This window comes from Pseudomonas sp. FBCC-B35 (assembly GCF_059133755.1).
The window spans coordinates 1,007,253-1,030,886 of sequence record NZ_CP101439.1 but is presented as its reverse complement, the minus strand read 5'-3'; the positions used below and the strand labels follow the sequence as shown (position 1 = coordinate 1,030,886).

At 62.7% G+C, this 23,634-nt stretch carries 23 protein-coding genes and 2 pseudogenes; 13 read left to right on the top strand and 12 right to left on the bottom strand.

Annotated features, from left to right (window positions below; all coding sequences use genetic code 11):
- Positions 1-31 precede the first annotated feature (31 nt).
- Positions 32-1,507, bottom strand: coding sequence for a helicase HerA-like domain-containing protein (locus NMB38_RS04590; protein ID WP_027914535.1), 1,476 nt, complete (start codon positions 1,505-1,507; stop codon positions 32-34).
- A 167-nt stretch (positions 1,508-1,674) separates the two neighbouring features.
- Here NMB38_RS04590 and NMB38_RS04585 point away from each other — a divergent pair.
- The 5 genes and pseudogenes from NMB38_RS04585 to gpgF form a co-directional block, all read left to right on the top strand.
- Positions 1,675-2,643: pseudogene (locus tag NMB38_RS04585) on the top strand (cache domain-containing protein); the annotation flags it as partial.
- A gap of 141 nt (positions 2,644-2,784) precedes the next feature.
- Positions 2,785-3,549 carry a methyl-accepting chemotaxis protein gene (locus NMB38_RS04580; RefSeq protein WP_371259667.1) on the top strand — a complete coding sequence of 255 codons (765 nt, stop codon included), beginning with the start codon at positions 2,785-2,787 and terminating at the stop codon, positions 3,547-3,549.
- Between the two features lie 165 nt (positions 3,550-3,714).
- Entirely contained in the window at positions 3,715-4,836 is a 1,122-nt protein-coding gene (gpgS, locus tag NMB38_RS04575) for an N-acetylglucosaminyl phosphatidylglycerol synthase (protein ID WP_027914533.1), read from the top strand.
- Positions 4,829-5,593 carry an N-acetylglucosaminyl phosphatidylglycerol deacetylase gene (gene gpgD / locus NMB38_RS04570; RefSeq protein WP_027914532.1) on the top strand — a complete coding sequence of 255 codons (765 nt, stop codon included), beginning with the start codon at positions 4,829-4,831 and terminating at the stop codon, positions 5,591-5,593. Before gpgS ends, gpgD begins: the two co-directional genes overlap by 8 nt.
- On the top strand, positions 5,590-6,582 hold the full coding sequence (gpgF, locus tag NMB38_RS04565) for a glucosaminyl phosphatidylglycerol flippase (RefSeq protein ID WP_088522922.1): 993 nt from the start codon (positions 5,590-5,592) through the stop codon (positions 6,580-6,582). The genes gpgD and gpgF overlap by 4 nt, the downstream gene beginning before the upstream one ends.
- A gap of 182 nt (positions 6,583-6,764) precedes the next feature.
- On the opposite strand, the gene purU is transcribed toward gpgF, so the two are convergent.
- Complete coding sequence (gene purU / locus NMB38_RS04560; protein WP_027914530.1) at positions 6,765-7,616, bottom strand: formyltetrahydrofolate deformylase; 852 nt, start codon at positions 7,614-7,616, stop codon at positions 6,765-6,767.
- Positions 7,617-7,896: 280 nt separating this feature from the next.
- On the opposite strand from purU, the gene mvaT reads away from it, so the two are divergent.
- Positions 7,897-8,274 carry a histone-like nucleoid-structuring protein MvaT gene (mvaT, locus tag NMB38_RS04555; protein WP_023534419.1) on the top strand — a complete coding sequence of 126 codons (378 nt, stop codon included), beginning with the start codon at positions 7,897-7,899 and terminating at the stop codon, positions 8,272-8,274.
- A gap of 69 nt (positions 8,275-8,343) precedes the next feature.
- Here the strand turns inward: mvaT and sbcB are convergent, their stop codons facing one another.
- The 3 genes from sbcB to NMB38_RS04540 form a co-directional block, all read right to left on the bottom strand.
- On the bottom strand, positions 8,344-9,777 hold the full coding sequence (sbcB, locus tag NMB38_RS04550) for an exodeoxyribonuclease I (RefSeq protein WP_027914529.1): 1,434 nt from the start codon (positions 9,775-9,777) through the stop codon (positions 8,344-8,346).
- Positions 9,778-9,937: 160 nt separating this feature from the next.
- Entirely contained in the window at positions 9,938-10,303 is a 366-nt protein-coding gene (locus tag NMB38_RS04545) for a PilZ domain-containing protein (protein ID WP_033695024.1), read from the bottom strand.
- 115 nt (positions 10,304-10,418) lie between these two features.
- A complete protein-coding gene (locus NMB38_RS04540; RefSeq protein ID WP_027914527.1) occupies positions 10,419-10,805 on the bottom strand; it encodes a tol-pal system YbgF family protein in 387 nt (128 codons plus the stop codon).
- Positions 10,806-11,017: 212 nt separating this feature from the next.
- Here NMB38_RS04540 and pyk point away from each other — a divergent pair, with 212 nt between their 5' ends.
- Positions 11,018-12,472: a pyruvate kinase gene (gene pyk, locus NMB38_RS04535; RefSeq protein ID WP_027914526.1), complete on the top strand. Its 1,455-nt coding sequence runs from the start codon at positions 11,018-11,020 to the stop codon at positions 12,470-12,472.
- An 80-nt stretch (positions 12,473-12,552) separates the two neighbouring features.
- Here the strand turns inward: pyk and NMB38_RS04530 are convergent, their stop codons facing one another.
- The gene (locus NMB38_RS04530; protein WP_027914525.1) at positions 12,553-13,473 is read right to left on the bottom strand and encodes an iron-sulfur-binding ferredoxin reductase; all 921 of its coding nucleotides are present in this window, start codon (positions 13,471-13,473) and stop codon (positions 12,553-12,555) included.
- A 280-nt stretch (positions 13,474-13,753) separates the two neighbouring features.
- Here NMB38_RS04530 and NMB38_RS04525 point away from each other — a divergent pair, with 280 nt between their 5' ends.
- The gene (locus NMB38_RS04525; RefSeq protein ID WP_110607295.1) at positions 13,754-15,277 is read left to right on the top strand and encodes a fumarate hydratase; all 1,524 of its coding nucleotides are present in this window, start codon (positions 13,754-13,756) and stop codon (positions 15,275-15,277) included.
- 106 nt (positions 15,278-15,383) lie between these two features.
- On the opposite strand, the gene NMB38_RS04520 is transcribed toward NMB38_RS04525, so the two are convergent.
- Together NMB38_RS04520 and NMB38_RS04515 are read right to left on the bottom strand one after the other, a co-directional pair.
- Positions 15,384-16,253, bottom strand: a complete 870-nt coding sequence (locus tag NMB38_RS04520; protein WP_027914523.1) for a carbon-nitrogen hydrolase family protein — start codon at positions 16,251-16,253, stop codon at positions 15,384-15,386.
- The gene (locus tag NMB38_RS04515) at positions 16,250-16,840 is read right to left on the bottom strand and encodes a GNAT family N-acetyltransferase (RefSeq protein ID WP_028687216.1); all 591 of its coding nucleotides are present in this window, start codon (positions 16,838-16,840) and stop codon (positions 16,250-16,252) included. Before NMB38_RS04515 ends, NMB38_RS04520 begins: the two co-directional genes overlap by 4 nt.
- Before the next feature lie 115 nt (positions 16,841-16,955).
- On the opposite strand from NMB38_RS04515, the gene NMB38_RS04510 reads away from it, so the two are divergent.
- Positions 16,956-17,354 carry a nuclear transport factor 2 family protein gene (locus tag NMB38_RS04510; protein ID WP_027914521.1) on the top strand — a complete coding sequence of 133 codons (399 nt, stop codon included), beginning with the start codon at positions 16,956-16,958 and terminating at the stop codon, positions 17,352-17,354.
- A gap of 25 nt (positions 17,355-17,379) precedes the next feature.
- Here the strand turns inward: NMB38_RS04510 and NMB38_RS04505 are convergent, their stop codons facing one another.
- Genes NMB38_RS04505 through NMB38_RS04495 form a run of 3 tightly spaced genes read right to left on the bottom strand, consistent with a single transcriptional unit; the run spans position 17,380 to position 19,750 of the window.
- Positions 17,380-17,958, bottom strand: a complete 579-nt coding sequence (locus NMB38_RS04505; protein ID WP_494354906.1) for a DJ-1/PfpI family protein — start codon at positions 17,956-17,958, stop codon at positions 17,380-17,382.
- 51 nt (positions 17,959-18,009) lie between these two features.
- Positions 18,010-19,167, bottom strand: a complete 1,158-nt coding sequence (locus tag NMB38_RS04500; protein WP_027914519.1) for a phospholipase D-like domain-containing protein — start codon at positions 19,165-19,167, stop codon at positions 18,010-18,012.
- A gap of 1 nt (position 19,168) precedes the next feature.
- A complete protein-coding gene (locus NMB38_RS04495) occupies positions 19,169-19,750 on the bottom strand; it encodes a YceI family protein (RefSeq protein WP_027914518.1) in 582 nt (193 codons plus the stop codon).
- A 206-nt stretch (positions 19,751-19,956) separates the two neighbouring features.
- Between NMB38_RS04495 and NMB38_RS04490 the strand changes: the two genes are divergently transcribed.
- Positions 19,957-20,712 (top strand): GNAT family N-acetyltransferase, encoded by a 756-nt coding sequence (locus NMB38_RS04490; RefSeq protein WP_027914517.1) that lies wholly within the window; start codon positions 19,957-19,959, stop codon positions 20,710-20,712.
- Positions 20,709-21,500: a lysophospholipid acyltransferase family protein gene (locus tag NMB38_RS04485; protein WP_027914516.1), complete on the top strand. Its 792-nt coding sequence runs from the start codon at positions 20,709-20,711 to the stop codon at positions 21,498-21,500. Before NMB38_RS04490 ends, NMB38_RS04485 begins: the two co-directional genes overlap by 4 nt.
- Positions 21,501-21,514: 14 nt before the next feature.
- Here the strand turns inward: NMB38_RS04485 and NMB38_RS04480 are convergent, their stop codons facing one another.
- On the bottom strand, positions 21,515-22,111 hold the full coding sequence (locus tag NMB38_RS04480) for an acyl carrier protein phosphodiesterase (RefSeq protein ID WP_027914515.1): 597 nt from the start codon (positions 22,109-22,111) through the stop codon (positions 21,515-21,517).
- 145 nt (positions 22,112-22,256) lie between these two features.
- On the opposite strand from NMB38_RS04480, the pseudogene NMB38_RS04475 reads away from it, so the two are divergent.
- Positions 22,257-22,558, top strand: a pseudogene (locus NMB38_RS04475) (ArsR/SmtB family transcription factor).
- Between the two features lie 16 nt (positions 22,559-22,574).
- Positions 22,575-23,624 carry an alkene reductase gene (locus NMB38_RS04470; protein ID WP_027914514.1) on the top strand — a complete coding sequence of 350 codons (1,050 nt, stop codon included), beginning with the start codon at positions 22,575-22,577 and terminating at the stop codon, positions 23,622-23,624.
- Positions 23,625-23,634 lie beyond the last annotated feature (10 nt).

Sequence of the window (23,634 nt, the reverse complement as noted above, 5' to 3'; positions counted from 1 at the left end):
TTTTTATGGGCGATGGTTTCACACCGCGCAGCTACTTCTTTTTCCCGCCCAGCAACGAGCCCATCAGCCCGCGCACCAGCTGCCGCCCCAGTTGATTGGCAGCCTGACGCATCGCCGACTTGATCGCCTGCCCGGCCGCGCCTTGCAGAAATTCGCCCGCCTTTTCAGCGAAACTGCTGTCATCAGCCTTGGGTTGCGGCGCGGGCTCCACCGCTTCGCCCTTGCGTTGGTTGAGCCTTTCGTAAGCCGACTCCCGGTCTATGGGTTTGTCATAACGGCCAACCAAGGGGGACCGCGCAATCAGTGCACTGCGCTCGGCCTCACTCAACGGGCCGATGCGCGATTGCGGTGGGGCGACCAGCACTCGCTGCACACTGGCAGGTGTTCCCTTGTCCTCGAGCGTGCCGACCAGTGCCTCGCCGATGCCCAGCTCGGTCAGCGAGGACAACGCATCGAATGAAGGGTTGGGGCGAAAGCCCTCGGCTACGGCGCGTAGCGCCTTCTGCTCCTTGGCCGTATACGCCCGCAAGCCATGCTGGATTCGCAGGCCCAACTGGGCAAGGACTGCATCGGGCAGGTCGGCTGGGGACTGGGTGACGAAATACACCCCGACCCCTTTTGAGCGAATCAGCCGCACCACCTGCTCCAGGCGGTCTTGCAAGGCCTTGGGCGTGTCCTTGAACAGCAGGTGCGCTTCATCGAAGAACAGCGCCAGCACCGGTTTTTCGGCATCACCACGCTCGGGCAGTTGCTCGAACAGTTCGGCCAGCAGCCACAGTAGAAACGTGGCGTAGACCTTGGGTGCCTCATGCACCAGGCGGCTGGCGTCGAGCAAATGGATGCGCCCTCGCCCATCCGGGTCGGGCCGCAGAATGTCTTCGAGCTGCAATGCCGGCTCACCAAACAACGCCTCTGCCCCCTGCTGCTCCAGGGTGGCCAGCCGGCGCAGCAACGCCTGCACGGACGCGCCGGTAACCAGCGCACTGTCTTCGCCCAGCACCTGCGGGTTGTCCTTCAGGTGGCCAAGCAGCGCTTTGAGGTCCTTGAGGTCCAGCAACAGCAAGCCTTCGCGATCGGCCACCTTGAAACTGGCATACAGCGCCGCCTGTTGGCTATCGGTGAGCTCAAGCAAGTTGCCTAGCAGCAAAGGCCCCATTTCGCTGATCGTGGTACGCAACGGATGCCCCGACTGGCCCGCGATGTCCCACACGCTGACTGGGTAGGCCTGTGGCTGGTGGTGCAACCAAGGCATCCCTGCGATGCGCTCGGCCACCTTGCCCTCAGGCGCGCCTTTGGCGCCTAGCCCACACAGGTCGCCTTTGACGTCGGCCGCGAACACCGCCACGCCGGCATCGCTGAAAGCCTCGGCCAAGTGTTGCAGGGTCACGGTCTTGCCGGTACCGGTGGCCCCCGCCACCAACCCGTGCCGGTTGGCAAGCCGCATCGCTTGCCCTACGGGCTGGCCATCAGGGCTTGATCCTACAACGATAAATGAAGATTCCGACATCTCTTTAATCCTCTGCTCAAGCTTTGTCTTACTTCGGCCGATACCTCTGGGTGATATTCGCCTTACTCAGAGAGAACAACCGAAAAAGGACTTTTCGGGATGTTGCACTGGCTGGGCCCTACAGCTGCGAACGCCTGATACAAAACCTTAGCGGACCCGATGATTTCATGAACAAAAGCCTTCGTTTCAGCCACAAGATTCTGCTGGCAGCATCACTGATCGTGATCCTCGCATTCAGCCTGTTCACCCTCTACAACGATTACCTGCAGCGTAATGCGATTCGCGAGGACCTTCAGGACTACCTGACTGAGATGGGCGCCTCTACGTCGACCAACATCCGCAGTTTGTTCGAGGGACGTATCAAACTGGTCGAGAACCTGGCGCAGAATATCGCCCAGCAACCGGCCAATGCTGAAACCCTGATGGGCCAGCAGGCGCTGATATCGAGTTTCCTTACCGTTTACCTGGGCAGGGTCGATGGCAGCTTCAGCGTGCGCCCGGATGCAAAGATGCCTGACGGGTACGATCCCCGCACACGCCCCTGGTACAAGGATGGCATGAGTGCCAGCGGCACCCTGCTGACCGAACCCTACATCGACATGACCACCAACAAGATGGTGATCGGCATCCTCGACAAGGTGGCCGATTCGGTGGGAGTGGTCGGTGGTGACCTGGCACTGGACGGCCTGGCGCAAATCATCAACTCGCTGAACTTCGGCGGCATGGGGTATGCCTTCCTGGTAAACGACCAAGGCAAGATCCTGGTCCACCCGGATCAAGGCCTGGTGATGAAATCATTGTCAGACCTGTTCCCCGAGCGCACACCGAAGCTCACCCCTGAGCTGACCGAAGTGCAAAGTGACGGCCATGCCCGCCTGCTGACGTTCACACCGGTGACCGGCTTGCCTTCGGCCAACTGGTACATCGGCCTGTCGGTGGACAAGGACAAGGCCTTCGCGATGCTCAGCACGTTCCGCACCTCCGCCGTGATCGCCACCGTGGTGGCCGTGGTGATCATCATCGCCCTGCTGGGGCTGCTGATCCGTGTGCTGATGCAGCCGCTGCACACCATGACACGGGCCATGGAGGATATCGCCGAGGGCGAAGGCGACCTCACCAAGCGCCTGCGCATCCACCATCACGACGAGTTCGGCATCCTGGGCAACGCCTTCAACCGCTTCGTCGAGCGTATCCACGGCTCGATCCGTGAAGTGTCCTCGGCCACCGAGCAGGTGAACGAAGTCGCGTTGCGTGTGATCAGTGCGTCCAATTCGTCGATGACCAATTCCGACGAACAATCCAACCGCACCAACAGCGTGGCGGCCGCCATCAACGAGCTGGGCGCTGCCGCCCAGGAGATCGCCGGCAATGCGGCGCAGGCTTCTCAGCATGCAAGTTCTGCACGGCGTCTGGCTGAAGAAGGCCAGCAAGTGGTCGATCGCAACATCGCCGCCATGAACCGGCTTTCCGACTTGATCGTGACGTCCAGCGCCCACATCGAGACGCTCAACAGTAAAACCGTCAACATCGGCCAGATTCTCGAAGTGATCACCAGCATTTCCCAGCAGACCAACCTGCTGGCGCTCAACGCCGCCATCGAGGCCGCGCGTGCCGGTGAAGCGGGTCGTGGTTTCGCAGTGGTGGCCGACGAAGTGCGTAACCTGGCCCATCGCACCCAGGAATCCGCGCAGCAGGTCCAGGGCATGATCGAGGAGCTGCAAGTGGGCGCCCGCGAGTCGGTCGATACCATGGACCAGAGCCAGCGCCACAGCTTGGACAGTGTGCAGATCGCCAACCAGGCCGGTGAGCGGCTGGACAGTGTCACCGTGCGCATTGGCGAAATCGATGGCATGAACCAGTCCGTGGCCACGGCCACCGAGGAGCAGACGGCCGTGGTCGAAGCCATCAATATGGATATCAACGAAATCAACATGCTCAATCAGGAAGGCGTCGAAAACCTGCAGGCGACGCTGCGTGCCTGTTCCGATTTGGAACAGCAGGCCAGCCGTCTGAAACACCTGGTCGGCACCTTCCGTATCTGAAGCCGGCACCGACCCGCCGAGCGCCTTTGCCTGGCGCTCGGCTGCCGGGCGATCAACCGCACAAGCTGATCGAACAAACTATCCTTCTGAAAGGTCAACTTCATGGCATGTCAACGCCGGTTTCGTTACCGCGCGATGACAGACCCGAAAGACGATCCCGGAGGGATGCAGATCGTGCACATTGCCGACATCACCATGTTCTACGCCCCGGCCAGCGGCGGCGTACGCACTTACCTTGATGCCAAACACCACCGCCTGGATGCCCTACAAGGTGTCCGTCACAGCCTGTTGATCCCCGGCGCCAGCGCTCGGCATGAAGGCGGTGTCTATCATGTGCCTGCACTACCCCTGCCCTTTGGCAAAGGCTACCGCTTTCCGGTACGCCTGGCGCCATGGTGCAACACGCTGCGCACGCTAAAGCCAGACCTGATCGAGGTCGGCGACCCGTACCTGACCGCCTGGGCGGCGCTTGAAGCGCGCCGTCAGCTGGACGTACCGGTCATTGGTTTCTATCACTCCGACCTGCCGCTGTTGGTGAGCAACCGCATGGGTAATTGGTTCACGCCCAACGTCGAGGCCTATGTCAGCAAGTTGTATGGCAATTTCGACCGCGTGCTCGCACCGAGCAAGGTCATGGCAGACAAGCTCCGCCGCCTGGGGGTACGTGATGTTCACGTGCAGCCGCTGGGCGTGGACCTGGAAACCTTCAACCCCGCACGCCGCGATCCACAGGTGCGGGCCGAACTGGGCATCGCCGACACCTGCCGGCTGCTGATCTATGCAGGCCGAGGCTCTCGGGAGAAGAACCTGCCCGTGCTGCTCGACTGCATGCGGCAGCTGGGGCGCGGGTATCACCTGCTGCTGGTGGGGTCCAACATGCCCGCCAATGTGCCCGACAACGTCAGCGTGATCGGCCAGTTCTGCCCACCTGACCAGGTGGCTCGCCTGATGGCCAGCGCCGACCTGTTGGTGCATGCCGGCGACCAGGAAACCTTCGGCCTGGTCATCCTCGAAGCCATGGCCAGTGGCACGCCCGTGGTTGCAGTGCGTGCCGGCGCCTTCGGCGAAATCGTCAACGACCAGTGCGGGCGCTTGTGCCAACCCAATGATGCCCGGGCAATGGCCCTGGCGGTGCGCGAGGCGTTCGAAGCCGGGGCGCGCAAGCTCGGTGCACAGGCCAGGCGACATGTAGAGCAGCATTACTCATGGGACAACGTGGTCAATGGCCTGCTTGAGCATTACCAGGCTGTACTTGGCCATCAACAGCAGGTGCGGGCACATGCTTGAGTCCGGTACCCGTTCCCGTAGCGTGATGCTGGTGCTGCATGATGTGGCCCCAGAGACGTGGCCAGATTACGAGCCGTTCGTGCAGGCGGTCGATGCATTGGGTAACGTGCCCATGACCTGGCTGGTGGTGCCCGACTTTCATCGGCGCAACCTGCTGACTCAGTCTCCCGGCTTCTGCCAGTTGCTCGATCGCCGTCTGGCCGCGGGTGACGAGCTGGCCCTGCACGGTTACGCCCATGCCGATGAGGGCCCCACGCCGCGTACGCCCGTGGACTACTTCATGCGGCGGATCTATACCCATGAAGGCGAGTTCTACGCGCTGGACGAACACCAGGCCATCGCCCGGCTACAAGACGGCCTGGCGTTGTTCGACCGTCAAGGCTGGCCTGTAGCAGGCTTCGTGGCCCCCGCGTGGTTGATGAGCCAGGGCACGCGGCAAGCGCTGCGCCAACTGCCGCTCAAATACACCAGCACCCCGCAGCACCTCTATCGCCTGCCGGACTTTACCGCCATCGATGCACCCGGTTTGGTCTGGAGCGCGCGCAGCGCCTGGCGCCGTGGTGTGTCGCGGGTGCTCAGCGACTGGCAATGTCGACGCTGGCAAGGTGCTAACACCCTGCGCCTGGGGCTGCACCCGGTGGACATGCGCCATCAATACTCACGGGACTACTGGCTGCGCACCCTTGAAAAACTGATCGAAGACGGGCGCGAACCCTTGACCAAGTCAGCCTGGCTGGAGCGGCAGGTGGCAGCATGAACCGCTGGCTGCTGCTGGGCTTGGCGCTGCTGGGCGCAGCGTTGGTGCCGGCACTGTTGGGCGGCAGCGAACTGCTGCCCAAGCTGAGCCGCTTCGACCCGCAGCTGTTGATGACGCTGGTGGGCATGATTCTGCTGTGCTGGGTGATCAACGCCTGCCGGATGCGCCTGCTGCTAGGCGATCAGGCAGTGCGCGTGTCGCGGGTGCGCACCTTGGGTGTGGTCATGGCCACCGAATTCGCCATCTGTACCACTCCAGGTGGTGGCGGCGGTCCCCTGACCCTGATGGCCTTGCTGGCCCGCGAGGGCATCAGCGCAGCCCGCAGCGGCGCGGTGTTCGCGATGGATCAGCTCAATGACTTGGTGTTTTTCTTCTGCGCCATGCTGGCGATCGCCGGCTATGCGTTGTTTCACAGCCTGGGGCGCAGCCAGGAAAGCATGTTGCTGGGCAGTGCGGCACTGCTGTGCGCGGCGCTGGCAGGCGTGGTGGCGTTGCTGCGCTACCGGCGCAAGGTGATGCGGCTGAATGGCAGGCTGCTGCAGCGCCTGGGTACCAGCGCACCGCGCAAACGGCGCTGGGCCCGTAAGCTGCTTCGTTTCGTGCAGGCACTGGCGCAAACCTGGCAGCTACCCAAGCGCACCCTGTTTCTGGTGTTCAGCCTGACGTGCGTCCACTGGGGGCTGCGCTTTAGCGTGCTGTACCTAGTGGTCAAGGGCCTGGGCGTGGAGCTGGCCTGGATCCCCAGTTTCCTGGTCCAGATGCTCTCGCTCAGCGCCGGTCAGTTCAGCATGATGCCCGGCGGCGCAGGCGCTGCCGAGCTGACCTCGGCCAGCCTGCTGACACCCATGGTGGGCAGCTCGACGGCGGCAGCGGCGATCCTGATCTGGCGCGCAATCACTTACTACCTGTATCTGCTCGCCGGAGGGCCTGTGTTCGTGTGCCTGCTGGCACGTCCGCTGCTGGAGCGCTGGCGGCGTCAGGTGGGTTGAGCGCTTGCCAAAGCGCAGCGGCACCGGGGAAGTCGGTGCCGTCGGTGTCCTGCAACGCGTCTGGATCGTAGCGGGCCAGGCAACCCTGGCCCACTACAGGGGGTGGAGAGGCTGTAGGCGTACCGCGCCGTCCCATTGGTCGATCCTCACGTTGCTCAAGAGGCTTGATAGCAGCCCTGCTATCAGTCGAACACCACTGTCTTGTTGCCGTGCACCAGAACCCGGTCTTCCAGGTGATAGCGCAGGCCGCGGGCCAGCACCATTTTCTCCACGTCGCGCCCGAAGCGGACCATGTCCTCGATGCTGTCGGCATGGGTAACCCGCACCACGTCCTGCTCGATGATGGGGCCGGCGTCCAGCTCTTCGGTCACGTAGTGGCAGGTCGCACCGATCAGCTTCACGCCACGCAGCGCCGCCTGATGGTACGGCTTGGCGCCGACGAACGATGGCAGGAAGCTATGGTGGATGTTGATGACCTTCTCAGCATAGTCCTGGCAGAGTTGCGGCGGCAGAATTTGCATGTACCGCGCCAGCACGACCACATCGGCTGCGTGTTCCTGCACCAGGCGTGACACCTCGGCAAACGCCGGGGCTTTATCCTTGGGGTCTACTGGAACGTGGAAGAACGGAATACCGTGCCACTCGACCATGCTGCGCAGGTCGTCGTGGTTGGAAATGACGCAGGGAATGTCGCAATCGAGCTCATCGCTGTGCCAGCGGTGCAGCAGGTCGGCCAGGCAGTGGGATTCGCGGCTGGCCATCAGCACGACGCGCTTTTTCTGGGCAGAATCGGTCACGCGCCAGGTCATGGAGAACTCTTCGGCGATGGGCGCGAACGCTTCGCGGAACGCCTCGATACCGAAGGGCAGCGACTCGGCGCGAATTTCATGACGCATGAAGAACCAGCCAGTCTGCTCGTCGGAGTGATGGCTGGCTTCGGTGATCCAGCCGTTGTACAAGGCCAGGAAATTACTGACTTTCGCCACGATGCCGACACGGTCGGGGCAAGCGATCACCAGACGGTAGGTGCGCATGAATAAGACTCCAGAACTCGCAAAGGCGCTTATTCTAGCGGCACGCTGAGAAAAACGCAGTAATGATTGCGACGTGCTGCATAGGGTCGCTGTGCCTATCAGGCGGGAATCTTCCGACAAGGTTTATGGACGAAACGGCAACCTATGTAAATTTTTGTTCACGTGGAGAATTACTGTCACAGCTAATCAACTGTTAATACATCAATCATATGTTTACTTGCGAGAATTGCCTGTTTACTATTGCTCCACACATTTCCGAACACGCATTAAGGAACACTCCATGTCCCTGATCAACGAGTACCGTGCTACCGAAGAAGCCATCAAGGAACTTCAGGCCCGCCTGGCCAACCTGTCTCAGGATGACAAGCTGAAAAAAGAACTGGAGTTCGAAGGCAAACTGCGCACCCTGATGGGCGAATATTCCAAGTCGCTGCGTGACATCATTGCCCTGCTCGACCCTGATGCCAAGATGAGCAAACTGCCGCGTGGCGCCGTGAAAACCACTGGCACCAAACGCGCGCGCAAGGTCAAGCAATACAAAAACCCGCACAACGGTGAAGTCATCGAAACCAAAGGTGGCAACCACAAAACCCTGAAAGAGTGGAAAGCTCAATGGGGCGGTGACGAGGTAGAAAGCTGGGCAACCCTGCTGGACTGATTGTCCATTGCTCGCTATTTGATATACGTAAAAAACGCCGGTTAATAACCGGCGTTTTTTTATGGGCTTTCAATTGACGGCAAACCTCGTTTGCAACGCGTTGGCATGCAGTTGCCAGGCTGTCAGCACTTGCTGTCCTGCTTCACCCGCGCCAGGCCAGGCTGCGGCCAGGGCCTGGGCGAAATCACCCAGGGTATTGGGCGCACCCCAGCGGGGGTCAGTCAGACGTTGCCTACAAAAATCCTGCCATCGCGCCCTGTCTTCATCGTTCAAGGTGTCGGGAAAGTTACGTGCACGGTAACGAAAGAGCAATTCGGCCAAGCGTGGATCATCGAACATCCACTGCCCGGCGCCCAACTGGGCGGGCGACAGCGAACGCACTTGATCGCATAACCGCCGGTCACGCTCGCCGAGAAACCGCTCATACAATTGCTGTTCAGGATCGTCACTGGCCGCAAAACCGTCTTGCGTATAAATAGGTGCCAGTTTTTCCTGCCATTGATCCTGTTGACGGACCAATGCCTCGGCGCGTCGTTGTAATGCGTCCAGGTCAATCCCCAGACGCGCTTGATCAGCCGGTCGTAATACAGAAAGGGGCGCCACCACCGGGCAGCGGTTGATCTGGATGAGTTTGAGCGGTACAGGGAGCTCGCCTTCGCCAAGGGCTTCTCGACGGGTATAGAGCCGCTGGCGCAAAGTTTCGGCGCGCTCTTCAATCAGCGGCAGGGTTTGCTGATGCAGATCGCAAACAATCAATGCATTGCGGTTTTTAGGGTGCCAGGCCAAAGGCAACACGACGCCCAAGTAATGACGCGCAGCACTGAAACGTCCAGAAATATGCACCATCGGCTGCAGCAGCCGTATCTGCTCCATGACCTTGTGCTTGCTGCGAAGCTGAAACAACCAGTCGTACAACTTTGGCTGCTTCTCGCGTATCAGCCGGGCAAGGGCAATGGTCGCCCGAACATCGGAGAGTGCCTCGTGTGCGTGGCCATGTTCGAGGCCGTTGGCCTTGCTCAACAACTCAAGGCGCAGACTGATGCGCCCTTCCTGCTGGGGCCATTGAATGCCATCGGGACGCAACGCGAACGCGGTCCTGACGATATCGATCAGGTCCCAGCGACTGTTACCGCCCTGCCACTCGCGTGCGTAAGGGTCGAAGAAGTTGCGGTATAGGCTGTAGCGCGTGACTTCGTCGTCGAAACGCAGCGTGTTGTAGCCGGCACCGCAGGTACCGGGTTGCGCCAGTTCGGCATGCACGCGCGCCATGAACTCGGCCTCGCCGAGTCCTTTTTCGGCCAACTGTTGCGGCGTGACGCCCGTCACCAGGCAGGCAGCAGGATGCGGCAATATGTCATCCGACAAGCGGCAATAGAGGTTGATCGGTTCGGCGATTTCATTCAGGTCGAGGTCAGTACGCACCCCTGCCATCTGCACGGGCCGGTCGCAGCGCGGGTTGATGCCGGTGGTTTCGTAGTCATGCCAGAAAATGCTTGAAGTCACAGGGCCGTCCTGTTGCAGGTTCGCCCTGATTCTAACGCGTTGAGCCGGGCCTGACGTCGGGCCAATGAAGCGACTTGGGGCCAGTAGGCCGTGCTACACAGCCCCTACTGACCCGGACCGATCTCATGGACGGGCGTCAGCAATCGGCAATACCGACCTGTCAAACCGAGGTAGAGGAGGCGCGAAAACTGAAGTACTCCTGCAAGGAGCGCACAAAGTCGTCGTATTCGCGAGGCGCCTGCAACAACATGAAGCCCGAATCGTAGTACCCAGGCGTCTGGTCCTCGCGGCACCACAGACAACTGGCCGTAAGGTTGACGAACTGATGCCCACCCCCCGTCAACGGCAGGCGCAACTGCAATTCGTAATCGGGGCCCACCATGACCGGCAGCTCGCTGATCAGCATCATGCCGTTTTCAGAGGCATTGCCCAGCTGGCCCATCTCCTGCCCATTGAAGCGATTGAATACCTTCAGGACAAAAGGCAACTGGTGGCGGTCGATATGTCGTTTATTGAATAGCGTCAAGGTCAGTCCGTCCGCGATGCCAGGAACGCCTGGTACTGGCGGTTGTTGTATCAGTTGAGTTACAGGTTAGCGCACGCTGCGACAAATCTCCCCGTCAATACAGCACACCTTGGCATTAGCGCCAAGGTACGCTCGGCGCTGGCCTGGTCACGGCCGGCTCGCCACCCCGGTAATGACCCAGCTTCTCCAATGTTTGCAGACGCGCCTGGGCACGGTAGGCATATTCATTGCCCGGATAGCGCTGGATCAGGTACTGGTAGGTCTGTGCGGCATCCACGTACAACGCTTGCCGCTCCAGGCACTGCCCGCGCAGCAACGCCACTTCCGGGTGGATGAAAGGCCGGGCGCGGCTGGTGCGGTCGACCTGGGACAGCTCCAACATTACCCGCTGGCAATCACCGCGATCATAAGCGCGGTAGGCATTGTTGAGATGGTGGTCCATGGACCAGCGGGTACACCCGACGGCACTGGCCGCGAGGGCTAAAACGATCAGCATGCGCATGGGAGTCTCCTTTGCTGAAGAGCGTATCGGCCGGCCCATCGGATTCTTCAACGGTCGGCACGTATCGCGTGCAGTGGCCCGACCACGCCAGCCAGCAAATGCGCGCGACTGTCACCTGCACAGTTTTCCAAAGCCAGGTAGTGCAACCTAACGATGACTACAGCCCGATTCAGGAGTAGCCTCTCGCTGCGCTTCACTATAGGAGTCTGTGCATGACCATCCGCCGTACCAAAATCGTCGCCACCCTTGGCCCCGCCAGCAATTCGCCGGAAGTGATCGAACAGTTGATCCTCGCCGGCCTGGACGTGGCTCGCCTGAACTTCTCTCATGGCACTCCGGACGAGCACAAGGCACGCGCCCGCCTGATCCGTGAAATCGCTGCCAAGAATGGCCGTCACGTGGCCTTGCTCGGCGACCTGCAGGGTCCGAAGATCCGCATCGCCAAGTTCGCCAACAAGCGCATCGAACTGAAAGTCGGTGACACCTTCACCTTCTCGACCGCTCATCCGCTGACCGAAGGCAACCAGGACATCGTCGGTATCGACTACCCCGACCTGGTCAAGGACTGTGGCGTTGGCGACGAACTGCTGCTCGACGATGGCCGCGTGGTCATGCGCGTCGAAACCGCGACCGCCGACGCCCTGCACTGCGTGGTGATCATCGGTGGACCGCTGTCGGACCACAAGGGCATCAACCGCAAAGGTGGCGGCCTGACTGCACCGGCCCTGACCGAGAAGGACAAGGCCGACATCAAGCTGGCTGCCGAGATGGACCTGGACTACCTGGCCGTGTCCTTCCCGCGTGACGCCAGCGACATGGAATACGCCCGCAAGCTGCGTGACGAGTCTGGTGGCAGCGCCTGGCTGGTGGCCAAGATCGAACGCGCCGAAGCGGTTGCTGACGACGAAACCCTCGACAAGCTCATCGCAGCCTCCGACGCCGTCATGGTTGCCCGTGGTGACCTGGGCGTGGAAATCGGCGACGCCGAGCTGATCGCCATTCAGAAAAAGATCATCCAGCACGCCCGCCGCAACAACAAGGCAGTGATCGTCGCGACCCAGATGATGGAATCGATGATCCAGAACCCGATGCCGACCCGTGCCGAAGTGTCCGACGTGGCCAACGCCGTGCTCGACAACACCGACGCCGTGATGCTGTCGGCCGAAAGCGCCGCCGGTTCATACCCGATCGAAGCCGTCCAGGCCATGGCGCGCATCTGCCTGGGTGCCGAGAAACACCCAACTAGCCAGCGCTCCAGCCACCGCCTGCACACCACGTTCGAGCGCTGCGACGAAAGCATCGCCCTGGCAGCCATGTACACGGCTAACCACTTCCCAGGCGTGAAGGCGATCATCGCCCTGACCGAGAGCGGTTATACCCCGCTGATCATGTCGCGCCTGCGCTCGCACGTACCGATCTTCGCCCTGTCTCCGCACCGCGCTACCCAGGCCCGTGCCTCGATGTTCCGGGGTGTGTACCCGATCGATTTCGACCCGGCATCGCTGCCGGCCGACAAGGTCAGCCAGGCCGCCGTGGACGAGCTGCTCAAGCGTGGGCTGGTCGAGCAAGGTGACTGGGTGATCCTCACCAAGGGCGACAGCTACCACACCATCGGCGGGACCAACGGCATGAAGATCCTGCATGTCGGTGATCCGCTGGTCGGCTGATCGGCTGACGAGCCAGGGTCGCTTCGCGCGCGTTCCCCCGTGAGCAAGCGGCCCTGTGCAGGCACTGCAGACACGTCGGCTCAGACGTGCTCGACAAAGCTGTCTGCGAACACCTGCCCCCTCGGCACGCCGGCGATGAACAGCCTTCGGGCAAACCGTTCGACGCTGGCGGGCGCGCCGCACAGCAGGGCCAAGGTCTGTCTCGATGAAGGCCGCAGCGCCGCCAGTGTTTCCTCCAGCTGCGCTGTCACCACCAGTTCCACGCTCACACCTGGCAACTGCTGCAACGGTGCTGCCAGGTAGTGCCCTGCGCGGTCGCGGGCCACGTGCAGCAACCGGATCTCCCCCCGATGCCCTTGACGCAACGCTTCGCGCACGATGCCCCATAGCGGTGCAAGCCCGGTACCGGCAGCCAGTAGCCATAACGGCCGGTCCTGCCAGTCAAGGTCGTAATGCAATGCCCCACCCCTGACTTCGCCAAGGCGCAACGCATCGCCCACCCCCAGCGCCCGTGCCTGGTCACAGAAAGCACCGGGACGATGGCAATCGATATGAAACTCCAGGCAATCATCCTCACCCGGCAGGCTGGCCAGTGAATAAGGCCGCGCCACCCCACCCAACCAGAGCACCGCGTGTTGGCCTGGCTGGTAGCGGACGCTGCGCTCGGTCCGCAGGCGCAACCGCAACACATCACCGAACCAGTCCAGTTCGCTGACAACGCCGCCTACGCCGTCGCGCAAGGGATCGAACACGTCCACGCGCAAGTCTTCTACCACGCGGCACTGGCAGGCCAGGCGCCAGCCCACGGCATGCCTGTCCAACGCCAGGGCTTCTGGCAGGGCATCGAGGGGCAACCCGTGCTCGCACCGTACCAGGCACGCATGGCAGCGCCCTGCACGGCAGCTGTAGGGCACATCAAGCCCTGCCTCGTTCAAGGCATCGAGCAAGTTGGCGCCAGTCGGCACTGTCCAACAACGCGTGCCCACGCTAAGTTCGGGCATGTTCACTCACCTCTTCAAACCCCTTGTGCCGATGGACGCGACCGCGTGCCCGTCGATTCTAATGCCCTGTACTGTGCCGAGCAGCAAAAAGGATGCCGGCCACCGGCCAGACCATGGTCCTGACCACTCGCAGGTGTTTCACCGGGGCAGGCGCGCTATACTGCCGCGCCTTTTTTGCGTCGGCAGGCTGTCGGCGCGCCTTTGCAAGGCGTTTCGACAGGCTGGTCGGCTCCGTCGAACGTCTCACTGAATGTTCCCGTCTTTAAGAGGAGCGCGCTGCATGACCGTGATCAAGCAAGACGACCTGATTCAGAGCGTTGCCGACGCCCTGCAATTCATCTCGTACTACCACCCCGTCGATTTCATCCAGGCCATGCACGAGGCCTACCTGCGCGAAGAGTCGCCGGCTGCGCGCGACTCCATCGCCCAGATCCTGATCAACTCGCGCATGTGTGCCACCGGTCACCGGCCTATCTGCCAGGACACCGGCATCGTCACCGTGTTCGTGCGCGTGGGTATGGATGTGCGCTGGGACGGCGCCACCTTGAGCGTGGACGACATGATCAACGAGGGTGTGCGCCGCGCCTACAATCTGCCTGAAAACGTCCTGCGCGCATCGATCCTGGCCGACCCGGCCGGCGCCCGCAAGAACACCAAGGACAACACCCCGGCCGTCATCCACTACTCCATCGTCCCCGGCGACAAGGTCGAGGTCGATGTTGCAGCCAAGGGCGGCGGTTCGGAAAACAAGTCCAAGATGGCCATGCTCAACCCGTCCGACTCCATCGTCGACTGGGTGCTCAAGACCGTTCCGACCATGGGCGCTGGCTGGTGCCCGCCTGGCATGCTGGGCATCGGCATCGGCGGCACCGCCGAAAAAGCCGCGGTCATGGCCAAGGAAGTGCTCATGGAGTCCATCGACATCCATGAGCTCAAGGCACGCGGCCCGCAGAACCGCCTGGAAGAAATCCGTCTGGAGCTGTTCGAGAAGGTCAACCAGCTGGGCATCGGCGCCCAGGGCCTCGGTGGCCTGACCACCGTGCTCGACGTCAAGATCATGGACTACCCGACCCACGCCGCCTCGCTGCCGGTGTGCATGATCCCAAACTGCGCGGCCACTCGCCACGCCCACTTCGTGCTCGACGGCACGGGCCCGGCGCAGCTGGAAGCGCCGTCGCTGGACGCCTATCCCGAGATCGTCTGGGAAGCCGGCCCAAGCGCCCGACGTGTCAACCTGGACAGCATCACGCCCGAAGAAGTGGCCAGCTGGAAACCGGGTGAAACCATCCTGCTCAACGGCAAGATGCTGACCGGCCGGGATGCCGCCCACAAGCGTATGGTCGAAATGCTCAACCGCGGCGAAGCACTGCCGGTGGATCTCAAGGGCCGCTTCATCTACTACGTTGGCCCGGTCGACCCGGTAGGCGACGAAGTGGTCGGCCCTGCTGGCCCCACCACCGCCACGCGCATGGACAAGTTCACCCGCCAGATCCTGGAGCAGACCGGTCTGCTGGGCATGATCGGCAAGTCCGAGCGCGGCCCGACCGCCATCGAAGCGATCAAGGACAACAAGGCCGTTTACCTGATGGCCGTAGGTGGCGCCGCCTATCTGGTCGCGCAAGCCATCCGCAAGTCCAAGGTCCTGGCCTTTGCCGAGCTGGGCATGGAGGCCATCTACGAGTTCGAGGTCAAGGACATGCCAGTGACCGTGGCCGTGGACAGCAACGGTGAGTCGGTGCACATCACAGGCCCCGCCTTGTGGCAGAACAAGATCGCCCAGAGCCTGGCCGTCGAAGTGAAGTAACCCAAGGCAACAGCGACGGCGCTGTCACCGGCCGCTCGCGTGCGCAGTCAATGCGCAGCCAACCTGCAGCGGCGGACCTTGATGCCAGGGCCCGCCGCTGTTGCGTTCAAAGACGTTCGAATTGTTCGGGCCAGTCCCTGCGTGTGAATACCTGCCCCTGCTGCCTGACCCGGCGCACGGCCTCCAGATCCAGGTCACACATCAGCCAACGGCTGCGCTGCGGGTCGAGCGATTCGCTCAATGCCATCACCCCATCCCCCGGCATGCCACGATCAGGCGGCACGAACAGCCCTGCCCGGCCCAGGTTCTCGTCCAGTGCCGGCGACCAAGGGGCCAGCCCCACGGTCGGGCTCTGCAACACGGCCAGCTGGTTCTCCAACGCGCGTGCTTGAGCCCCGATCCGTACACGGTGATAGCCGGCCTCGGTGTCGGTGCAGCTCGGCGCCAGGATCAGGTCGGCGCCACGTTCTGCCAACCGACGGGCCAAGAGCGGGAACTCATTGTCGTAACAGACCAGGATGCCAAGACGGCCCAGATCGGTGTCGAAGACCGTCAGCCCTTGGCCTGCGGCAATGCCCCACTGTTCCCGCTCGAAGCGGGTCATCATCAGCTTGTCCTGATGCCCTAGCACACCCTTGGGGCCAAACAGCCAGGCGCGGTTGCGGTAGGCGCCGTCGCTGTCCAGTACCGGCAGCGTGCCTGGTTGCAGGTAGATGCCCCAACGCCTGGCCAGGCCCGCACACAAGGCCTTCCACGGCTCGATCAACGGCTGGATGCCTGCAATGGAAGCGTTCAGGTCCCCCCGCTGCTCGGGTGTCAGCTGCCCACTGAGTACCAGCCCTGCATACTCGGGCAGCAGCAACAGACGCGCGCCAGCCTCCACCGCCTCTGCACACAAACCTTGCAGGTGGTCGGCATAGGCCTCCCAGGTTTCGTGCAGCTCAATGGCATACTGGCAGGCCGCGACACGGATCAAAAGGGCAGCTCCTTGAGCCAGAACGACATGAGTTTGTCCGAGCTTTCCTGCTCGTCCAGGTCGCGCCAGGCATACCGGGTACGCAGGGACGGGTCATGCAGAAAACCACGGTTGCGCCAGAACCCATGCAAGGGCTTGTAATCGGTTGGGCGGCGCGGATGTACACCGGGCCGCTCCACGGCGCAGAACGCGCAGTAATCGAACTCGGCCAGTTTATGGGCGTAGGATTCGCGTTCGATGAAAAAGCGTACCCCAAGCCCCTGCCCTCGGTATTGCGGCAGAACCACGGACTCGCCGAAATAGTAGACGCTGGCCGGGTCGCGACCCTGGGCCACGAACGGCTCCTGAAACTCGGGCGCGACGTCGACCAGGGGCAGGCCCGTCGACGCGCCCACCACCTTGTCCTCATCCACGGCCAGCACCACCAGGCTGCGACCGGAACGGGCATAGGTGGCCAGGTAGTCGGCTTCGTACTCGGGCGAACCGTCGTAGAGGTAGGGGAACTCGCGGAACACGGTCAGGCGCAGACGAGCGAGGTCATCGATATAAGGCGCGATGGCGGCGCCGTGCAGTAGGCGTATTTGCATGCTTGGCGGTCGTTTTGTCGATGTGGATGACGCGCTCGGCTAAGCCGGGCTTGAGGGGAAACCCTATCATCCAGGCCAACGACACGCCTTTTCCCTACACGACAGGTAATGTTCCATGACCGCTACCGAATTGGTAAACGCTTACTACGCTGCCTTCAACGCAGGCGACATGCCAGGGTTTCTGGCCCTGCTCAGCGAGGATGTAATTCACGACATCAACCAGGGTGAGCGGCAGATGGGCAAGGCCAGGTTCGCCGCCTTCATGGACAAGATGAACCGGTGTTACCGCGAGCGCCTTGCCGACATCGTGGTGATGCAAAATGCCGATGGCAGCCGCGCAGCGGCGGAATTCACCGTGCACGGCCAGTACGTGGCCGATGACGAAGGCCTGCCTGCGGCCACCGGCCAGACCTATGTCCTGCCGGCCGGCGCGTTCTTCTATATCCACTGCGGCAAGATCGCCCGCGTGACCAACTATTACAACCTCAACGACTGGGTCGAGCAAGTCGGCTGACCCACGGGCCGGTCGGCCTGTTGGGTCAGAGGATACGGGTGCCCAACACCTTCAGAAACGCCGCCAGCCACGCAGGGTGTGCCGGCCAGGCGGGCGCGGTGACCAGGTTGCCGTCCACATGGGCCTGGTCCACCGCAATGTCGATATAGGTGCCGCCTGCCAGGCGCACCTCCGGAGCGCAGGCCGGGTACGCACTGCACTCCCGGCCTTTGAGCACACCGGCGGCGGCCAGCAACTGGGCGCCGTGGCACACGGCGGCGATGGGCTTGCCTGCTTGGTCGAACGCTCGCACCAGGTCGAGCACTTTCTCGTTCAGGCGCAGGTACTCAGGCGCCCGCCCGCCCGGGATCACCAGGGCATCGTAACTTTCGGCACGGGCCCTGACGAAATCCTGATTCAGGGCAAACTGGTGCCCTGGCTTTTCGCTGTAGGTCTGGTCGCCTTCGAAGTCTTGAATAGCCGTGCGCACGGTCTGGCCCGCTACCTTTTCCGGGCACACGGCGTGCACGGTATGCCCGACCATACTCAGCGCCTGGAAGGGCACCATGACCTCGTAGTCTTCGACGTAATCGCCCACCAGCATGAGTATCTTCTTAGCCGTCATCGCATCCACTCCATCGATTGCCTGTGAACCGTCATTGCACGATAGCTGCGCTCAGTCGCGCCGGTCGAGCACGTTGGCCACCAACCGGTCCAGCCATCCCCAGATGCGCTGTTTGACCCGGCGCCAGAACGGCCTGGCATTCCAGTGCGCGAGGTCGACTTCCTCGCTCAGGGCGAAATCGCGCTCGAAACTGGCGACCACTGCGGTCGTCAGCGGCAGGTCCAACGCTTCTATATTGGCCTCCAGATTGAAGCGCAGGTTCCAATGGTCGAAGTTGCAGGAGCCGACGCTGACCCAATCGTCCACCACCACCATCTTCAGGTGCAGGAAGCACGGCTGATACTCGAAAATTCGCACTCCGGCGCGCAGCAGGCGTGGATAGTACCGGTGGCCGGCATACCGTACCGAAGGGTGGTCGGTGCGCGGGCCGGTGAGCAGCAACCGCACATCGACGCCCTTGCCCGCTGCGCGGCGCAGCGAGCGGCGTACGCTCCAGGTCGGCAGAAAATAAGGCGTGGCCAGCCAAATGCGCTGCTTGCCGCTGTTGAGGGCACGCACCAATGCATGCAGGATGTCCTGATGCTGACGGGCGTCGGCGTACGCCACCCGGCCCATGCCCTGCCCTTGCGCAGGCACCTTGGGCAGGCGCGGCAGGCCGAAGCCCTCGGCAGGGCGCCAGGCCGTGCGGCGATGGTTGGCCTGCCACTGGCGATCGAACAGCAATTGCCAGTCGCTCACCACCGGGCCTTGCATCAGCACCATCACCTCATGCCATTCGCTGCTGGGCTGGCCCGGTTGCCAGAACTCGTCGGTCACCCCGGTACCGCCGACCACCGCCCACTGCTCGTCGACCACCAGTAACTTGCGATGGTCGCGGTACAGGTTGCGCAGCCCGCGTTTCCAGTGCAGCCGGTTGTACCAGCGCAGGTACACGCCGGCATCCACCAGACGTTGCCGCAGCTTGGCGCTCAAGGCCAGCGACCCGTAATAATCGAACAGGCAGCGCACCCGCACCCCGCGGCGGGCCGTCTGTTCCAGCGCCTGGACCACAGCCTCGGCGCAGGCCCCGGACTCGACCAGGTACAGCTCCAGGTCTACCTGCGTCTGGGCATGCTCGATGGCCGACAGCATGCGGGGAAAGAAGTGTGGCCCATCGATCAGCAGCTCGAACTGGTTGCCATCCCGCCAGGGGAAGACCGGGCCCGGCATGTCAGCGCGCAGTGAAGATCAGTACCGCATTGACCGGTACGGACGGGTTGATGGCCGTAAGGTTGGCGGACTTGCGCAGGGCTTGCAGCCCTGGCATCAGGCCGAAATCCTCGGCGCGCAGCACCAGAGGCTCCAAGGTCACGACCTGAAACCGCCGCTCGTCCAGGCGAGTGGCCAGCAGCAAGGCCTCGTAACGATGGGACTGGCCGTGCAACGTTACCGTCAGCGGCAGGCGCAGTTCGATCTGCGCCCCGTTGGCCAAGTCGTTGATCGGGCGCAGATCCAGTTGTGCCTGCACGGTCGCTTCGGCAAACCGCGCGACGTCGAACAACGCGTCACGCATGCGTTCATCACGCAGCGGCACGCCACTGCTGACCGAATCCATCTCGATACGAAGGCTCGCGGCGCCTTTGCGGTCCACCGTGCCATGCAGCACCAGGAAGCGGTGCACCTGCGCCGCTTCGCCATTGGTACCGGTGATGAACGACAGGCGAGACGACTCGCCATCAAGGTGCCAATTGGCGTGTGCGGGCAGGCACAACGCAAGCAGCAGTGCGGGCCATAGGCGGAGTGACTTCAGCATGAGGGGTCTCGAAAATGCAGGCGGCTCACCTTACCGCGCAGGTCTTTGGCACAGCAAGCGCCAGCACGTTCGCCGCCACGCCCAACGGGCGGTTCATGCAAGCATCATCGAACCTTCATCGCCGTGACATCCCATGTTTCTAGCCTGAACGTGCACATAAACGCCTACCGGCCACCTTTGCATGGCTGGTTTTATGGAGACTCGTAATGACGCGAATCGCTCATGTTGCCGACACCTGCGCCGGACACCGCCTGCACGCCGAGCGCCTGATGGGTCACGCCGCGTTGCAGGAGGCCCAGGCCCTGCGCTATCAGGTCTTCAGCGAAGCGTTCGAGGCAAGGTTCAAGGGCGCTGAGCACGGCCTGGATCAGGACGAATTTGACGCGCACTGCCGCCATATCGGCGTACGCGATGTCACCACTGGACGACTGGTGGCCACCACCCGCCTGCTCGACCACGAGGCGGCCAGCAGCCTGGGTCGCTTCTACAGCGAGGAAGGGTTCCGCCTGCAGGGGCTGCTGCAACTTCAGGGCCCTATCCTGGAAGTGGGCCGCACCTGCGTGGCCGCGCCGTACCGCAACGGCGGCACCATTGCTACGCTCTGGAGTGAGCTGGCCGAAGTACTCAACGAAGGCGGTTATCGCTACCTGATGGGTTGCGCCAGCATCTCGATGCAGGACGGCGGGGTGCAGGCGCATGCGGTCATGCAGCGCCTGCGCGAACGCCACCTGTGCACCCAGGACCTGCGTGCCGAACCCCGCAAACCGCTGCCACCGCTGACGTTGCCGGATAACGTGGGCGCCCAGATGCCGGCCTTGCTCAAGGCCTACATGCGCCTGGGCGCCAAGGTCTGTGGCGAACCGTGCTGGGATGAAGACTTCCAGGTCGCCGATGTGTTCATCCTGCTCAAGCGCGAGGCGCTGTGCCCGCGCTACGCCCGTCACTTCAAGGCCGCTGTGTGAGGGGCCGTCTGCGGCAGGTGGGGCGCCTGGCTCACGTGCTGCTGGTGGTGGCGCTGGGGCTGCTGATGGCCAGCCTGCTCGTCATCGGGCGGCACCTTGGCATCAAAGCGTCGCTCGCGCGCCGGCAACGCTGGACACGGCTGTTCATGCGGCGCTTGGTGGCAGCACTGCCGTTCGACGTCTGCGTGACGGGGAAGCTGCCGAGCAGCCCCATGCTGTGGGTCAGCAACCATGTGTCCTGGACCGACATTCCCCTGTTGGGCATGCTGGCCCCTGTGTCATTTCTGTCCAAGGCCGAGGTCCGGCACTGGCCGCTTGCCGGGTGGTTAGCCGAGCAGGCAGGCACCTTGTTCATCAAGCGCGGTGCCAGCGATGGCCAGCAGCTGCGCGTGCACATCGGTCAGCGGTTGGTCACAGGTCACCCCCTGTTGCTGTTTCCCGAAGGCACTACCACCGACGGGCACCAGCTCGGGACGTTCCATGGGCGCCTGCTGGCGGCAGCCATCGACCAGGGCATCGCCGTGCAACCGGTGGCAATCCAATACCAGCGGCGGGGCCAGATCGACCCCTTTGCACCCTTCGTGGGAGATGACGATCTGCTGTCACACCTGCTGCGGTTGCTCGCGCAACCTCGCGGTCGAGTGCGGATTCACCTGCTCGAGCCACTGGCAAGTCATGGCAAGGGCCGCACGCTGCTGGGGCTCCAGGCCCAGCGTTCGATCCATCAGGCGCTCTACGGCAAACCAGAGCCACCGGCACTTCGCAGGCAGTGTGCGACTGCTGCCTGAATGCAGCAGATCCGTCAATCAACGCACGGGCTGGCCTGTGCCCGATGACTGGCAGCGAACGCTTGTACCAGCGGGTAGAATTCGCGGAAATCATCGAGCAACGGCACGTACAGGCGATCAAGCTCGTCCATGACCCCTACCAGGCCTTCAGGCCGCGACAAGCGCCGGGCGATCCCGGCAAACACCTGCTCCAGCGTGGCAAAGTCAGCATACGAGCCCAGCCAATCAGACTGCGCCATGGACGGCGCGATGTGGGCCAACCGGCCCGGCAGGGCGGGCTCGGCTAACAGCACCTGATAGAACGCCTGGGTGAACTGACGCAGCGGCTGGCGCCCATACTCGGGCCAGTGCCGCGCCAGGCAGTGGTCGAAAAAGACGTCCAGAGCGATCCCCGCAAACCGCCGCCGCACCCGCGCAAAGCGCGCCAGGGAAGCGAGCACCACAGGGTGGGCGTCGGTGAAACTGTCGATGTGTCGATGCAGTCGGATGGACGCTTCGAGCTGCGGCGGGAACCGCCCTTCCAGCGAACCTTTGACGAAGTCCCCGTAGAGGCTGCCCAGCAATTGCTGCGGAGCCGACCCTCCCAGGTGCAGGTGTGCAAGATAATTCATGGCGCCAGTCTATCACTTGCTCGGGACATATCGCCGCCGAGCGATATATCGTCTGGCTACTCGCTCGGAACACTTGAATCTTTGTATATCGCAAAATCACGATGTAGGGTTCGCGCTGACCCGATGCACCGCTGCGAGATGAGCCATGCCGCTTGACCTGGACGACATCATGAAAGCCCTCGCCCACCCGGTGAGGCGGGAAATACTCGGCTGGTTGAAAACGCCGGCAGCCCAGTTTCTCGAGCAGGTCCACAGTACTGACCAAGGGGTTTGTGCCGGCAGATCGAGCGGCGCTGCGGGTTGTCCCAATCGACTGTGTCGGCGCACCTGGCGATCCTGCAGCGAGCAGGCCTGGTCATCCGCCAGAAAATCGGCCAATGGCACTTGTTCAAGCGCAACGAAGTCATCATCGAAGCATTGCTCGAACAATTGCGCGACTCCCTTTGACTTTCAGGTATACGTCATGACCACGCTATTCGATCCAATCACCCTGGGCGATCTGGAACTGCCCAATCGTATCATCATGGCCCCACTCACCCGTTGCCGCGCAGACGCCGGCCGCGTGCCGAATGCACTGATGGCCGAGTACTACGTACAACGCGCCAGTGCCGGTCTGATCATCAGTGAGGCGACGTCGGTCAGCCCCATGGGCGTGGGCTACCCGGACACACCGGGCATCTGGAGTGCGGAACAGGTCAGGGGCTGGACCCACGTCACCCATGCCGTGCATGCCGCAGGCGGCCGAATCTTCTTGCAGCTGTGGCACGTGGGCCGCATTTCCCATCCACGCTACCTCGATGGCCAGTTGCCGGTCGCACCCAGTGCCATCCAGCCCAAGGGGCACGTGAGTCTGGTTCGCCCGCTCAGCGACTACCCCACGCCTCGGGCCCTGGATACCGAAGAGATCAGCGACATCGTCGAGGCCTTCCGCACTGGCGCCGAAAACGCCAAGGCCGCAGGCTTTGACGGTGTCGAGATCCATGGCGCCAACGGCTATCTGCTCGACCAGTTCCTGCAAAGCAGCACCAACCAGCGCACCGACGCGTACGGCGGCTCGCTGGAAAACCGGGCGCGCCTGCTGTTGGAGGTCACCGATGCCGTAGTCCAGGTATGGGGGGCGCAGCGCGTTGGGATGCACCTGGCGCCGCGCGCCGATGCCCATGACATGGGCGATGCCGACCGTACCCAGACCTTCACGTATGTGGCGCGAGCGCTGGGCAAGCGGGGCATTGCCTTCATCTGCTCACGGGAGCGGGAGCGCGACGACAGCCTGGGCCCTGCCCTCAAAGACGCATTTGGTGGCGTCTATATCGTCAACGAAGGTTTCGACAAAGCCAGTGCCAATGCGGCCCTGGCCGATGGCAAAGCCGATGCCGTGGCCTTTGGTGTGCCGTTCATCGCCAACCCGGACCTGCCTGCACGCCTGGCTGACGATGCCCCACTGAACGAAGCTCATCCGGAAACGTTCTATGGCCAGGGGCCGGTGGGGTATATCGACTACCCACGCCTGTAAGGCCTGAGAC